Annotated in this window: 13 protein-coding genes; 9 read left to right on the forward strand and 4 right to left on the reverse strand. The window is 74.4% G+C overall.

Features of this window, described 5'->3' with window-relative positions:
• The first annotated feature begins 70 nt into the window (after positions 1-70).
• The 4 genes from J2S46_RS25310 (at position 71) to J2S46_RS25325 (ending at position 3963) form a co-directional block, all read left to right on the forward strand.
• Entirely contained in the window at positions 71-2320 is a 2250-nt protein-coding gene (locus J2S46_RS25310; RefSeq protein ID WP_229912596.1) for an ATP-dependent DNA helicase UvrD2, read from the forward strand.
• A 264-nt stretch (positions 2321-2584) separates the two neighbouring features.
• Entirely contained in the window at positions 2585-3031 is a 447-nt protein-coding gene (locus tag J2S46_RS25315; RefSeq protein ID WP_191289420.1) for a hypothetical protein, read from the forward strand.
• A 180-nt stretch (positions 3032-3211) separates the two neighbouring features.
• Positions 3212-3568 (forward strand): WhiB family transcriptional regulator, encoded by a 357-nt coding sequence (locus J2S46_RS25320; RefSeq protein ID WP_073926372.1) that lies wholly within the window; start codon positions 3212-3214, stop codon positions 3566-3568.
• Entirely contained in the window at positions 3565-3963 is a 399-nt protein-coding gene (locus J2S46_RS25325; RefSeq protein ID WP_191289613.1) for a putative WhiB-interacting protein, read from the forward strand. The genes J2S46_RS25320 and J2S46_RS25325 overlap by 4 nt, the downstream gene beginning before the upstream one ends.
• Positions 3964-4085: 122 nt before the next feature.
• Here the strand turns inward: J2S46_RS25325 and J2S46_RS25330 are convergent, their stop codons facing one another.
• Both J2S46_RS25330 and J2S46_RS25335 read right to left on the reverse strand, forming a co-directional pair.
• Entirely contained in the window at positions 4086-5456 is a 1371-nt protein-coding gene (locus J2S46_RS25330; RefSeq protein WP_191289421.1) for an ABC1 kinase family protein, read from the reverse strand.
• Between the two features lie 255 nt (positions 5457-5711).
• Positions 5712-6803, reverse strand: coding sequence for a ThiF family adenylyltransferase (locus tag J2S46_RS25335; RefSeq protein ID WP_191289422.1), 1092 nt, complete (start codon positions 6801-6803; stop codon positions 5712-5714).
• 502 nt (positions 6804-7305) lie between these two features.
• Between J2S46_RS25335 and J2S46_RS25340 the strand changes: the two genes are divergently transcribed.
• From J2S46_RS25340 to J2S46_RS25355, 4 genes are all read left to right on the forward strand, one after another.
• Complete coding sequence (locus J2S46_RS25340; RefSeq protein ID WP_229912597.1) at positions 7306-7935, forward strand: M48 metallopeptidase family protein; 630 nt, start codon at positions 7306-7308, stop codon at positions 7933-7935.
• Positions 7936-8057: 122 nt separating this feature from the next.
• Positions 8058-9419, forward strand: coding sequence for a TerD family protein (locus J2S46_RS25345; protein WP_191289423.1), 1362 nt, complete (start codon positions 8058-8060; stop codon positions 9417-9419).
• 35 nt (positions 9420-9454) lie between these two features.
• Complete coding sequence (locus J2S46_RS25350; RefSeq protein ID WP_191289424.1) at positions 9455-10147, forward strand: AIM24 family protein; 693 nt, start codon at positions 9455-9457, stop codon at positions 10145-10147.
• 12 nt (positions 10148-10159) lie between these two features.
• A complete protein-coding gene (locus tag J2S46_RS25355; RefSeq protein WP_191289425.1) occupies positions 10160-10843 on the forward strand; it encodes an AIM24 family protein in 684 nt (227 codons plus the stop codon).
• A gap of 283 nt (positions 10844-11126) precedes the next feature.
• Here the strand turns inward: J2S46_RS25355 and J2S46_RS25360 are convergent, their stop codons facing one another.
• Entirely contained in the window at positions 11127-11714 is a 588-nt protein-coding gene (locus J2S46_RS25360) for an NUDIX hydrolase (RefSeq protein ID WP_191289426.1), read from the reverse strand.
• Positions 11711-13234, reverse strand: coding sequence for a zinc-dependent metalloprotease (locus J2S46_RS25365; RefSeq protein WP_191289584.1), 1524 nt, complete (start codon positions 13232-13234; stop codon positions 11711-11713). Before J2S46_RS25365 ends, J2S46_RS25360 begins: the two co-directional genes overlap by 4 nt.
• A gap of 212 nt (positions 13235-13446) precedes the next feature.
• Here J2S46_RS25365 and J2S46_RS25370 point away from each other — a divergent pair, with 212 nt between their 5' ends.
• Entirely contained in the window at positions 13447-14595 is a 1149-nt protein-coding gene (locus J2S46_RS25370; protein WP_370882240.1) for an NAD-dependent epimerase/dehydratase family protein, read from the forward strand.
• The last annotated feature ends 102 nt before the right edge of the window (positions 14596-14697 follow it).

Genomic DNA, 14697 nt, shown 5'->3' on the forward strand with positions numbered 1-14697 from the left:
CCAGGATGTCCGCACCGGCCGCACCCGCGACCCGGTCGTTCGCCCCCGCCGGGCTGAGAGGATGGACTGCATGCAGGAAGACCTCTTGAGCGGCAGCCCGTACGACGACGACCGCCCGGCCCCCGTCGGCGCCGACGCGGTGCTGGCCGGGCTCGACCCGGAGCAGCGGGCCGTCGCCACCGCCCTGCACGGCCCGGTCTGCGTGCTGGCCGGCGCCGGTACGGGCAAGACGCGGGCCATCACCCACCGGATCGCCTACGGCGTGCGCAGCGGCGTCTACCAGCCGCAGCAGGTGCTCGCGGTCACCTTCACCGCCCGGGCCGCCGGCGAGATGCGCGGCCGGCTGCGCGAGCTCGGCGCCGAGGGCGTCCAGGCCCGGACCTTCCACTCCGCCGCGCTGCGCCAGCTCCAGTACTTCTGGCCGCGCGCGGTCGGCGGCGAGGTGCCCCGGCTGCTGGAGCGCAAGGTCCAGCTGGTCGCCGAGGCGGCCGGGCGCTGCGGCCTGCGGGTCCAGCGCACCGAGCTGCGCGACCTCACCGGCGAGATCGAGTGGGCCAAGGTCACCCAGATCGTCCCCGACGACTACGCGGCCGCCGTCCTCAAGGCCGGCCGCGAGGCCCCGCGCGACCCGGCCGAGATCGCCCGGGTCTACGCCACCTACGAGCAGACCAAGCGCGACCGCGCGGTGATCGACTTCGAGGACGTCCTGCTGCTGACCGCCGCGATCCTGGAGGACCGCCCGGAGATCGCCGACCGGGTGCGCGCCCAGTACCGGCACTTCACGGTCGACGAGTACCAGGACGTCTCCCCGCTCCAGCAGCGCCTGCTCGACCAGTGGACCGGCCCGGGCGCCAGCCTCTGCGTGGTCGGCGACGCCAGCCAGACCATCTACTCCTTCACCGGTGCCACTCCCGACTACCTGCTGAACTTCCGCACCCGCCACCCCGAGGCCACGGTGGTGAAGCTGGTCCGCGACTACCGCTCCACCCCGCAGGTGGTGCACCTCGCCAACGGCCTGCTGGCCCAGGCCAGGGGCCAGGCCGCCCAGCACCGGCTGGAGCTGGTCTCGCAGCGCGAGGCCGGCCCGGAGCCGGTCTACGTTGAGTACGCGGACGAGCCCACCGAGGCGGAGAGCACCGCGCACCGGATCAAGGACCTGCTGGCCCTGCCCGCCGAGCGCGGCGGCTGCCGGGCCAGCGAGATCGCGGTGCTGTTCCGCACCAACGGCATGTCCGAGGTCTACGAGCAGGCGCTCGCCGACCTCGGCATCTCCTACCAGCTGAAGGGCGCCGAGCGGTTCTTCGAGCGGCCCGAGGTCCGGGAGGCCGGGGTGCTGCTCAAGGGCGCCGCCCGGGCCGGTTCGGACCCGCTGACCGCCGACGCCCCCGACCTGGCCTCCCAGGTCCGCGCGGTGCTGGCCACCCGGGGCTTCACGGCGACCCCGCCGGGCGGCTCCGGCGCGGTCCGCGAGCGCTGGGAGTCGCTGGCCGCGCTGGTCCGGCTGGCCGAGGAGTTCGAGGCGGCCCGGCACAAGGCCGGCGAGAGCGGCGACCTGAGCGCCTACGTGGCCGAGCTGGACGCCCGGGCGGCCGCCCAGCACGCCCCGGCGGTCGAAGGGGTCACGCTGGCCTCGCTGCACGCCGCCAAGGGCCTGGAGTGGGACGCCGTCTTCCTGGTCGGCCTCACCGAGGGCACCATGCCGATCATCTACGCCAAGACCGACGAGCAGGTGGAGGAGGAGCGCCGGCTGCTCTACGTGGGGGTCACCCGGGCCCGGCGCAACCTCTCCCTCTCCTGGTCGCTCTCCCGCTCCCCGGGAGGCCGGGCCAGTCGCAAGCCCACCCGCTTCCTGGACGGGCTGCGCCCGGGCTCCGGCGCGCCCGGCTCGCGCTCCGGCGCCCGGGGCGGGCGGGGCGGCGTCGAGTTCGGCGAGGGGCGCCCGGCGGCCCGCAAGGCGCGCGGCCCGGTCAAGTGCCGCGTCTGCGACCGCACCCTGACCGAGGCCGTCGAGCGCAAGCTGCGCCGCTGCGAGAGCTGCCCGTCCTCGATGGACGAGGCGCTGTTCGAGCGACTGCGCGAATGGCGGGCCGGTCAGGCGAAGAAGCAGGGCGCGCCGGCCTACGTGGTCTTCACCGACGCCACCCTGATGGCGATCGCCGAGGACGTGCCGGCCAACGAGCGCGAGCTGGCCGTCATCTCGGGTGTGGGCGCCATGAAGCTGGACAAGTACGGGGCCGCCGTGCTCTCGTTGTGTGCGGGGGAAGAGCCCGAGGCAGACTCGGAAGAGGCTCCGGACGACACGTCGGACGAGCCGGCCTGAGCCACTCGCGGCGGGCACTTCGAAACTCGCCGGAAAAATAGTTTGCGCGCCGTGCATGGAGCGCAATAGCCTGCCGGAGCGGTCAAGGGGACGAGATCGCAAGCCGTACGGGGTCACTCCTGAAACGGCCTTCCCCTGCGTGTCGTGCGTATCACAACGCGCGACCACGAGCCTGACCGAGAAGAAGCTTCACCGAGACAGACATCCGAACAGCCGGAGCCCGGGGGACTGGGCACCGCGAGACGCCGAGAGGAGGCGAAGACAGTGGAAACCAAGACGATGATCACCAAACTGACTGGCCAGACCGTCGCCGCTACCTCCCTGTGCGTTGCCCCCGAGCGGGCGCTTGTCGCCCTGCTTGCCGCGGCCGGTCTGGGTCTCGACACCACCGTTGTCTCCGTCGTGCCCGTTGTCAGTGCCCTTGGGAACACTGGCGGCAGCACGGGAGCCGGCGCCGTCGAGACGGGTCTGTCCCGTGACTGGGCGACGGACGCCATGTCCCGCGATCTGCGTGACGAGCGACCGATCCAGGCACCGAAGGCAGCAGTAGCAGTCGCCAAGCATGGCGACTATGCGCAGGTCATCGGTGCCGGAATCACCCAGAAGCAGAACGAGCAGCTGATCAACCAGGCCAAGGCCGCCTTTATCGGCGCCTCGGTCATCCGGAGCAGGGCCTTCCGCGGGCCTGAACCCTGGAGAGAACGCACCTGAGTCAGCATCAGGTCGGCACCCTCCAGGGCCGCGGAACCCGTACACCGGGATCCGCGGCCCTTCTGTTTTGTCCGGTACGTAAGACCACCCAGGCCCTCCGGGGCCTCCGGTTCGGCCCCACCAGCCAGCTGAACCGGACCCACTGAAAAGACGAGGAAGACGCCCACAGTGTCCACGGTCATCACACCGCCCCTCCCGTCCGTACCGACGACAGACCAGATCACCAAGGCCGACCAGGCCGACCCCCCGGAGGTATCTCTCATGCAGCTCACCGCGATCGACGACGCCGAGGCCCTGGGCCTTCCCATCCCGTGCCGCGCCTTCGACCCGGAGGTCTTCTTCGCCGAGACCCCGGCGGACGTCGAGTACGCGAAGTCCCTCTGTGGGGCCTGCCCGGTCAAGGAGGCCTGCCTGGCCGGTGCGCTGGAGCGGCGTGAGCCGTGGGGCGTCTGGGGTGGCGAGCTCTTCGTCCAGGGCGTCGTCGTCGCCCGCAAGCGTCCCCGGGGCCGTCCGCGCAAGACCGAGGCCGTCGCGTGAACCCCGCGCTCGGTGCCGACGCCGTCCGCCGGGGAGAGCAGCCCCCGCTGGACAGTGCCCTGCGCCACTCCGTACGCCTCGCCGCCGCCAAGGCGGACGCAGCCCGCAGCATCCCCTTTCCGAGCACGCACCACGAGCAGGACCACCACATGACCGCCGCCGCCGTCGATCCCACCGTCCGCGCAGAGCAGACCACCGAACTTCAGATCCAGAACAGGACCCTTGAGATGCAACTCCTCCACGAATCCCTGGCTCGCGCCCATATGCAGGACCGCCTGCAGGAGGCCGAGCACGAACGCCTCGGCCTACGGGTCGTCAGGGCCCAGAAGCTCATGCGGAAGGCCGAGCGGGCCTCCCTGCGGGCCCGCAAGGCGATCGCCCTCGCGGTGATGTAATCCGCAGCCCCCGGAGCCCGTGCGACGGGCTCCGGCGTTCACCCCCGTCGTGCCGATGGCCGCTCCCCCGAACCGGGGGAGCGGCCATCGCCGTGCGCCCGGCCACCGGGCCGGACGCTGGGTCAGCGCTTCTTCAGCTGCTCCGGGGTGGTGCCCGGCGCGGCCGCCGGTGCGAAGCCGGGCAGCCACTCCAGCATCTCGGCGCGGAACGGTGCGTTGGCGCCGAGCTGGCAGAGCACGCCGATGGTGCTCAGCGTCACCCGGTGGATCAGCAGGTAGGAGGGCGGCAGGTTGAGCTGCTTGCCGAGGTTGTAGGCGGGCGAGCGCGGGTCGGCGATCCGGGCCGCCTGGGAGCGCATCCAGGCCCGGGTGAAGTGGAAGGTCTCCACGGTGGCCGGCTCGATGATCGGCAGCAGGTAGTCCAGCACCGCGTCCGGGTCCAGCCGGATCGAGGGCTTGACGAAACCCTCCTCGCGGAGCATGTCCAGGACGCCCGAGGCGTCGCCGGCCAGCGCCATCCGCAGCGAGTCCCCGATCGGGGAGGGCAGGCCGCCCGGCAGGCGGTCGACGGTGCCGAAGTCGAGCACCCCGAGCCGCCAGCCGTCGGCCGGGCCGTCGTCCTTGAGCAGCCGGAAATTGCCCGGGTGCGGGTCGGCGTGCAGCAGGCCGGTCCGGGACGGGCCGGCGAACAGGAAGCGGGCGAGCAGGTGGCCGGCCCGGTCGCGCTCCTCCTGGGTGCCGTTGGCGATCACCTCGGCGAGCGGGGTGCCGCCCATCCACTCGGTGACCAGGACCTGGTCGGCCTGGGCCACCACGCCCGGGACGACGATGTCCGGGTCGCCGGCGAACTCCGCCGCGTGCCGGCCCTGGGCCTGCGCCTCCAGCTCGTAGTCGAGCTCCTCGGCGACCCGCTCGCGCAGCTCGGTGATCAGCGGCTTGATGTCGAGCCCGGGGATGAGCGGGCCGAGCAGCCAGGCCACCCGGCTGAGCTGGGCCAGGTCCGCCAGCAGCGCCTCGCCGGCGCCGGGGTACTGGACCTTGACCGCGACCTCGCGGCCGTCGTGCCAGACCGCCCGGTGCACCTGCCCGATGGAGGCGGCGGCGGCCGGCTTGTCGTCGAAGCTCCGGAATCTCTCCCGCCAGTCCTTGCCGAGCCGCTCGGCGAGCGCGGTGTGCACCTTGGCGGCGGGCATCGGCGGCGCGGCGTCCTGAAGCTTCGTCAGGGCGGCCCGGTAGGGGCCGGCGACCTCCTCGGGCAGCGCGGCCTCGAAGACGGACAGCACCTGCCCGAACTTCATCGCCCCGCCCTTGAGCTCGCCCAGGACCTTGAAGAGCTGGTCGGCGGTGGCCTGCTGGAGTTCGGCGGTCACCACCTCGGCGGAGCGTCCGCCGATCCGCCTGCCCAGGCCCAGCGTGGCCCGGCCGGCCATCCCCAGCGGCAGAGCTGCGAGCTTTGCCGTACGGGTCATTGCCTTGCGCGGAAGATCGCTCACCCGGGCCTCCCAGTCAGACGCCCCCGGCGGCCCTCGCGAGCTGCGGGGCCTGAGGAACGGCGGTCACTACGTCATTGTGCCCGCTCGGCGGGCGGGCCCGGCCGAATTGTGGATAGTGCGGGAGCGCTGACAGTACGGCACCCGGCGGGCACCGCACCGGGCCGGGTGGCGGCTCCGGACCCCTGGCCCCGGCCCCGCCGGCGGCTGTGCCCGGCCGGTGCCCGGGCCGTGGCCGCTTGTCGCCGCGGCGCCGGTTCAGCGGTGCGCGGCCGGCTGCCAGAGGCAGCCGCAGTCGGGATGGCCCGGCAGGCGCAGCCGGCGGGCGAAGCCGTCCGCGGCCGAGATCTCGCACCAGCCGTCCACGCTGGGCGGCCGGGCGCCGTCGACGTACAGCTGGACGTGCAGGGCCGCCAGCCCGGCCACCGCGGTGGCGAGGGCGCTGTCGCAGGCGGGGGTGCGGGGCCGTCCGGGGCCGTCCTCGGCGAGCTGGGCGAGCAGCCGGGGCCAGGCGGCGTCCTCGTCGGTGCGGCTGAGCGCCAGGCAGCCGCCGCAGGCCGAGGCGCCGGGCAGCACCAGCGGGCCGACCACGCCGAGGTGCTCCACGACGCCCACGTAGAGGTGCGGCACCCCGGCCCGCATCAGCCGCCGGGCCTCGACCGCGCCGCCGGCGAAGCCCCCGCTGCCGTCGCGGGGCGCCAGCACCACGAGCGCGGGCGGCGGGCCGCCGGCCCGGTCGCGGCGCGGCTGCCCGGCCGGCCCGCGGCCGGTGGCGCGGTCGACCGCGGCGCGGGCGGCGCTGGTCCGCAGCCGGCCGGCCTCGGTGGGCGGCAGGCCGGCCGGGGAACAGTCGGCGGGGGTGACCCGCCCGGTGTCCAGCACGGTGACGCCGCCGATCCCGCCGGCCGCCAGGACGGCGGCGATGGCGCCGCCGACCCGTCCGGCGCCGCGGACCTCGACCCGGGCGGCGGCCCGGGCGCCGAGGACGGCCGGGCCGGCCCCGGGCTCGGGGTGCACCAGGGAGAGCGAGGCCAGGTCGGGGCCGAGCAGGTCGCGGTGCGGCTGCGGGTAGCGGGCCAGTGCCTCCCGGCCGGCCACGGCGTCGTCCAGCAGGCCGGCCTTCTCCAGCGAGTCGAGGAGGTCGCCGGTCCGGTCGCGACCGAGCCCGAGCCGTTCACCCGCGTCCAGCAGCGCGGGCCGCTCCCGGCTGCCGTCGAGCAGGCCGAGGAAGGAGCAGAAGGGCGCGTCGGCCTGCTCGACGACTCCGGCGTGGCGGTGGACGGTGCCGAACTGCAGGGTCTCGGCGTCCCGCCAGGTGCGGGAGAGGGCGGGCTTGAGCACCGGGTGCATGGGGTGTTGCCTCCAGGTCGGATCCGGACAGCCGGGCGGGCCCGGGTCGGGCCCGGCCGTGTCGCGGCGGCGCTCCCCGGCGGGGGAGCTGCCCGCAGGATGCCGGATCGGTGGCCCCTCGTGCTCGGCGTTGTCCACAGCTCCGGGCCTATGGTCATAGGAACGCTTCGCATGCCCTGTGGATAACTTTCCAGTCCGCCCCGGCTCACCGCGGCGTCATCCCCCGTAGGCCTTTCGTTCGCGATCACTCCATGAAACATTTCGGCCAAGGCACCGGGACTTCTGTCAGGGGTAACCGGTAACGTCGTGTGCCATGGCGGCCGAACGGGAACCCCATCCCCCGGCGTCGCGTCGGCGTGCCCGTGCAGCGTCCGGGTCGGGTGTCGCGACGCCGAGCACGCGCGGGCGCCCGGATCCTTCTGAATCCGCCGCCCCCGCGCAGCACCGGCCCCAGGCCCAGCTCCCGTCGCCCGCGCAGCCCCCGTCGGCCGGGCAGTCGCTGTTGACCGGGCAGTCGCCGGCAGCCGCCCAGGGATCCCGGCCGGACCAGTCGGCCGACCGCTCCCGGGTGGAGGTCCGCCGCAGCGCCCGCCGCAGCCGTACGGTCTCCGCCTACCGGGAGGGCGACCGCACCGTCGTCCTGATCCCGGCCCGGATGTCGGTCGCCGAGGAGCAGCGCTGGGTGGCCCAGATGCTCGACAAGCTGGCCGCCCAGGAGAGTCGCCGGATGCTCGGCGACGACGCCCTGTCGGCCCGCGCCCGGGAGCTGTCCGCCGCCTACCTGGGCGGCCGGGCCCGGCCGCTGCAGGTCCGCTGGGTGACCAACCAGAACTCGCGCTGGGGCTCCTGCACGCCCAGCGAGCGGACCATCCGGCTCTCGCACCGGTTGCAGGGCATGCCCGAGTACGTCGTCGACTACGTGCTGCTGCACGAGCTGGCGCACCTGCTGGTCCCCGACCACGGTCCGGGGTTCTGGGCGCTGCTGGAGGCCTACCCGCGCACCGAGCGGGCCCGCGGGTACCTGGAGGGGGTGGTGTCGGCGGCCCGGCTGCCGCACATCCCCGGCGCCCGGGGGGACCGCCCGGCGGGCTCCGCGACCCGTGAGCCGGCGCCCGGTGAGACCTGCGGCTAGCCCCGCCGGGCGCACCGCGGACGGGCCCGGAAAGCCGTGGACCGGGCCTGCTGCCGAGCGACCTCCCTGGGATAGGGTCACCGGAATCAGGCCGGCACACAGGGAGGGGCGTTCTCAGCGCCATGACCAGAGAACTCGCCAAGGCGTCCCGGATCCGGATCGGTGACCTCACGCCGGTGACCGACCTCTACCTGGGTGTCCGGCTGACCGCGCCCGGGCTGACGTTCGACATCAGCTGCTTCGGTCTGGACGCGGAGGAGCGCCTCAGCGACGACCGGTACTTCGTCTTCTTCAACCAGCCGGCCAGCCCCGAGAACGCGGTGCGGCTGCTGGGCGCCCAGCAGGACGACACCGAGTCCTTCCAGCTGGACCTCTCGGCCGTGCCGGAGGGCATCCACAAGCTCAGCCTGACCGCGACCATCGACGGCGACGGCCGGATGTCGCAGGTGAGCTCGGGCCATGTCCGGATCGTCGCGGGCGGCACCGAGGTCGGCCGGTACTCCTTCACCGGCGCCGAGTTCACCACCGAGCGCGCGGTGATGCTGGCGGACGTCTACCGGCGCGGCGGGGAGTGGCGGTTCGCCGCGGTCGGGCAGGGCTTCGACGGCGGTCTGCAGGCGCTGCTGGAGAACTTCGGCGGCGAGGTCGTCGAGGACGACCCGGCCCCCGCCCCCGCCCCCGCCCCCGCCGCTCCTGCACCCGCCCCCGCCGCGGCCGTACCCGCACCCGCCGCGGCCGTACCCGTGCCCGCGCCGGTGCCCGCCGCCACCGTGCAGATCCCGGCCCAGCCGCAGGCACCTGTCCAGGCCCCCGTCCAGGCCCCCGGCGTGAAGATCTCGCTCACCAAGTACGCCGAACTCCCCGAGCAGACCGGCTGGCTCAAGCAGAACGACAACCTGGTCCGCTTCACCCTCACCAAGGGCCAGGACGTGCTCGCGCTGCAGGGCAGCATGGTCGCCTACCAGGGCAAGGCGGACTTCGCCCACGAGAGCTCCGGCGTGCTCCGCAAGCTCACCGCCAACCTGACCGGCCAGCAACTGAAGCTGATGCGGGTCTCCGGCGAGGGTCAGGTCTTCCTCGCGGACGAGGCGAGCCACCTGCACGTCGTCCGGCTGGAGGGCGACTCGTTCTGTGTCAGCTCCGACCGGGTGCTGGCCTTCGACGCCGGCCTGGAGCACGAGGTCCGGCGGATCGAGGGCGAGGGGCTGCCCGGCGGCGGCTTCTTCACCCTCCAGTTCAGCGGGCACGGCACGGTCGTGGTGAAGACCAACGGCATCCCGGTGGTGCTGCCGGTCACCCCGGCGCCGGAGACCTACGCGGACGTGCACGCCCTGGTGGCCTGGTCGAAGGGGTCCCAGGTGATCACCACGGCGCCGGTGCGGATCAGGCGCTCGGCGTACGTGGGCCACGCCGCGGAGTCGTACAGCCTGCAGTTCAGGGGCGGCCCCGGCAACTTCGTCGTCGTCCAGCCGTTCGAGGTCTGAGAGCCGGACGCGTCCGGGAGAGGTAGGCGGGATCCATGCAGAGGCAGACGCTCTCGGGCACGTACCTGGAGGGGTACCTGGAGTCCCCGGTGACGGCCAGGATGAGCAACCACGGCGCCGCGATGTGCAAGGTCGCGGTGACGACGGGCCAGGACGTCCTGGCGAAGCCGGGCGCGATGGTCGCGTACGACGGGTTCCTGCAGTACGAGGCGGTCTCGCAGACCTTCCGGCGGGCGCTGGGGGAGTGGGCCTCGGGCGAGCGCAGCCCGCTGCTGCGGTGGTCCGGGGACGGCACCCTCTACCTCGCCGACTTCGGCGCCGACGTGCTCAACCTGCAGCTCGACAACGAGTCGCTGTCCGTCAACGGCTCGCACCTGCTGGCCATGGACGCCGGGCTGACCTGCGTGGTCGAGAAGGTGAAGGGCCCGGCCATGCTGGCCGGCACCGGGCTTTTCAACGTGACGGTGTCCGGCAGCGGCTGGGTCTCCGTCACCTCCCGGGGCGTGCCCGTGGTGCTGGACTGCGCCGAGGCCGAGACCTTCGTCGACCCGGACGCGCTGGTCGCCTGGACCACCGGCCTGGAGATCAAGACCCGCCGCACCGTCAAGGTCGGCGCGCTGATCGGCCGCGGCAGCGGCGAGGCCCTGCAGCTGGGCTTCAAGGGCTCGGGCTTCGTCGTCGTCCAGCCCAGCGAGGACACCTCCGACCGACTCAAAATCCGCGGCTGAGGAGCGACCACCGTGCAGAGCCCCCTTCTCGACCACGCCGCCCTGACCGGCACCGAGCGCTACTCCCTGCAGAACCCGCAGATGCTGCGGGTGGTGCTGGACGGCGGTCCGGCCGACGTGCTGGCCCGCAGCGGCGCGATGGTCGCCCACACCGGCCGGGTCCAGTTCACCGGCTGGACGCCGCCCGGCCGCCGCAACCGCGCCAACGTCGCCCCCACCGAGCTGGACCTGATGCGGTGCAGCGGCACCGGCACGGTCTACCTCGCCAACCTCGCGCAGCACCTGCACATCCTCGACCTGCGGCGGGACCGGCTGACGGTGAACAGCACCTACGTGCTGGCGATGGACACCACGATCACCTGGCAGGTCGTCGGCATCGAGGGCGGCGAGCGGATCGCCGGGGTGGGCACCCGCAGCCTGGAGCTGACCGGCAGCGGCCGGCTGGTGCTGATGACCTCCGGCCAGCCGCTGGTGATGCGGGTCGAGCCCGGCCGGTACGTGTACGCGGACGCCGACGCGGTGGTCGGCTGGTCCTCCGGGCTGGAGGTGCAGCTCCAGGCGCAGAGCAGCAACACCGAGGCCTGGCGGCGGCGCGGCACGGCCACCGAGGGCTGGGAGATGGCCTTCACCGGCAGCGGCTTCGTCCTGGTGCAGCCGAGCGAGCTGCTCGCCCCGCAGCGGGTGCCCGTGCGCTGACCCCACCGCACCGACCCCACCGCACCGACCCCACCGCACCGACCCCACCGCACCGACCCCACCGCACCGACCCCACCGCACCGACCCCACCGCACCGACCCCACCGCACCGACCCCACCGCACCGACCCCACCACGCTGGTCCCGTGCGCCGACCCGCCCGCGGCCGGCGCCCGGGGCGCGCGGGTGCGGACACGCCGAAGGGGGCCCGGTGGCCGGGCCCCCTTCGTCCGTTTCCCGGGGGTGAGCTGCGGGGCGCCGGTCCGGAGCCGTCCCGCCCCGGGGTCAGGCGGTCAGCTCCCTGGCCCGCGCGACCAGCGCGCGCAGCGAGTCGTCGGTCAGCTCGGGCAGCCCGTCGTAGTCGAACCAGCGCAGGTCCAGCGACTCCTCGCTGATCAGTGCCTCGGAGCCGGGCCGGGCCAGCGCGATGTACTGGACGTCCAGGTGGGTGTTCTCCGGACGGTCCTTGCCGGTGCAGCGCACCTGGTGACGGTCGAGCAGCGCCGGGACGGGCGCGTCGCCGGCCGCCAGCAGGGTGAGGTCCGGGATGCCGGACTCCTCGGTGGCCTCGCGCAGCGCGGCGGCCGCGAGGGTCGGGTCGCCCGGCTCGCAGTGGCCGCCCATCTGCAGCCAGATGCCGACCTTGGGGTGCAGGGTCAGCAGCACCCGGCCGGCGGCCGGGTCGACGACCAGGGCGCTGGCCGTGACGTGGGCGGGCAGACAGGCCCGGAACAGGCCGTCGGGATGCCCGGCCAGGTGGGCGAGGTAGTCGCGCCGCAGCTGGTCCTGGCGGGCGTCGGCGGTCCGCCACTCCTCCAGGGTGCGCACGGCGTCGCCGTGCAGCGCGGTGGCACTCGTCTCGGTGACCGTCATGCGGTGGGCTCGCCCTTCCCGTCCTCGTCGGTGCCGTCGGCGCCCTTGGCGCCCTCGGTGCCGTCCCCGGTGCCGTCCTTGCCGGCCGCAGCCTCGCCGAGCAGCTTGTCGAGCGCGTCGAAGTCGAAGCCGCCCTCGGCGTCGTCGGCGGAACCGCGGTGCACGAAGCCGTCCGGGTCGTCGAGGTCGGCGGCGGTCGGCAGCATGTCGGGGTGCTGCCACAGGGCGTCCCGGCCGTCGACGCCGCGGGCGTCGGCGAGGGTGGCCCACAGCCGGGAGGCGTCCCGGAGCCGGCGCGGGCGCAGCTCCAGGCCGACCAGGGTGGCGAAGGTCTGCTCGGCGGGGCCGCCGGCGGCCCGGCGCCGCCGGACGGTCTCGCGCAGTGCGCCGGCCTGCGGCAGGTGCGGCTGGGCGGCGCTGTGCACGACCGCGTCCACCCAGCCCTCGACCAGCGCGAGCGCCGTCTCCAGCCGGGCCAGCGCGGCCTTCTGCTCGGGGGTGTCCTCGGGCTGCAGCAGGCCGCCGGCGAGGGCCTCCTGGAGCGCCTCGGGGTTGCTCGGGTCGAGCTGGCCGGCCAGCTCCTCCATCCGGGAGGTGTCGACCTTGATGCCGCGCGCGTACGCCTCGACCGCGCCGAACAGGTGCGCCCGCAGCCACGGCACGTGGGCGAAGAGGCGCTGGTGGGCGGCCTCGCGCAGGGCCAGGTAGAGGCGCACCTCGTCGGCCGGGACGTTCAGGCCCTCGCCGAACTCGGCGACGTTCTGCGGCAGCAGCGCGGCCTTGCCGGCCGGGGCCAGCGGGAGGCCGACGTCGGTGGAGCCGACCACCTCGGCGGCCAGCGCGCCGAGCGCCTGGCCGATCTGGGTGCCGAACATGGCGCCGCCCATCGAGCGCATCACGCCCATCAGCGGGCCGGCCATGGCCTGCATCTCCTCGGGGAGGACGCCGCCCATGGCGTTGCCGACCCGCTCGGCGACCGGGTCGACCAGGTCCTTCCAGACCGGCAGGGTCGCCTCGATCCACTCCGCTCGGCTCCAGGCCACGGCGGTGCCGGCGCCCGAGGGGAACTCGGTGGTGGAGTCCAGCCAGAGGTCGGCGAGCCGGACGGCCTCCGCGACGGCCGAGCGTTCAGCGGCGCTGACCGAGCGGTCCTTGCTCTTGCCCTCGGCGGGCTCGGCGACCACGGTCTGCCGGGCGATGTCCTTGGCGAGCTCCCAGTTCACCGGGCCGCCGTCGAAGGACAGCATCTGCCCGAGCTGCTGGAAGGCCGCGCCGAGGTCGCCCGGGTCGAGACCGCCGAGCATGGCGCCGAAGGGGTTGTCCGCGCCGGGCGCGCCACCGGGCGCGCCCATGCCGAAGAGCGCCCCCAGCGGGTTGCCCGGGCCGAAACCGAAGGGCACCTGGGGGGTGGCGCCCGCGTCGGGCCCGCCCTTCTCGGAGTCCTCGGACTTGTCGCGCTTGGCCTTGCCGTCCTCGGGCTCCTCGGGCGGAACGCCGAATCCGAAGGGAAGGTCGCTCACGGGTTCCTCGATCTGGTCGGCCGTCACGCGGATGGTGTGGCGGGGAAGTCTGCAGGCCCGGGGCGGTGGAAGGAGTCGTAACTCACAGCCGGTGAGCGGCTCCCGCACGGACCGGCCCGCGCGGGGTGCACCGCCGGGCCTTCGCCTCGGGCAGGATGGACGGTACGTGACACTCGTACGTACGCACATAAGCTAACCGTGGAGGATGGCCGGTGAGTTCCCCGCCTTCGGACGTTCGCTCTGGGCTGACCGGAGGTGAGGACGACCCACGCACCACGGTGTCGCCGCCTCCAGCCTACGGCGGCAAGCCGCTGACCGTGGCCGTCACCGGTGCCGCCGGTGTGCTCGGCGAACGGGTCGCGGCCCGGCTGGTGGCCTCGCCCGGGGTCCGCAAGGTCCTGGCCGTCGACGACCGGCGCGGTGAGGTGCCGGGCGTGCAGTGGCGCGTCCTGGACGTCCGCGACCCGGCGGTGGCCGAGCGCCTGGCCGGGGTGGACGTGGTGGTCCACCTGGCGATGGACCTCGGGATGGAGACCGACCCGCGCGCCCGGAGCGCGTACAACGTGCGGGGCGCGCAGACGGTGCTGACCGCCTCCGCGGCCGCCGGTGTGGGCCGGGTGGTGCTCTGTACCTCCGCGATGGTCTACGGGGCGCTGCCGGACAACGAGGTGCCGCTCGCCGAGGACTCCGAGCTGCGGGCCACCGAGGAGGCGTCGCTGGTCGGCGACCTGCTGGAGATCGAGCGCCTGGCCCGCCGGGCCCCGCGGGCCCACCCCGGTCTGCAGGTCACCGTGCTGCGGCCGGCCGTGGTGGTCGGCCCGGGCGTCGACACCGTGCTGACCCGGCACTTCGAGGCCCCCCGGCTGCTGGTGGTGGCGGGCTCGCGGCCCTGCTGGCAGTTCTGCCACGTGGACGACCTGGCGGCGGCGCTGGAGTACGCCGCGCTCGGTCTGGTCGAGGGCGAGGTGACGGTCGGCTGCGACGGCTGGCTGGAGCAGGAGGACGTCGAGAAGCTCTCCGGCATCCGGCGGATGGAGCTGCCCGCCTCGCTGGCGCTCGGCACCGCCGCCCGGCTGCACCGGCTGGGCCTGACCCCGGCCCCGGCGGGGGACCTCGCCTACACGATGTACCCCTGGGTGGTGTCCGGCAGCCGGCTGCACGAGGCGGGCTGGCGCCCGGCCCACTCCAACGAGCAGGTGCTGGCGGAACTGCTGGCGCAGGTCGCCGGCAAGCACGCGGTGGCCGGCCGGCGGCTGGGCGGCAAGGAGGCGGCCACCAGCCTGGGGGCGGCGGGTGCCACGGTGGCCCTGGTCGGTACGGCGGCGCTGGTGCGCCGGGCGCGCAAGCGGCGCCGCTTCTGAGGCTTCCGCCCGGCCTCGCCCCGGCCGCCCGGCCTGCCGGCCTCACTACGGCCCGTCGGGCGCCGTCCTGCCGGCCGACGGCCCACCGCGGGGCGGAGCGCG

The organism is Kitasatospora herbaricolor (assembly GCF_030813695.1).
In the GTDB taxonomy this organism is placed as follows: Bacteria; Actinomycetota; Actinomycetes; order Streptomycetales; family Streptomycetaceae; genus Kitasatospora; species Kitasatospora herbaricolor.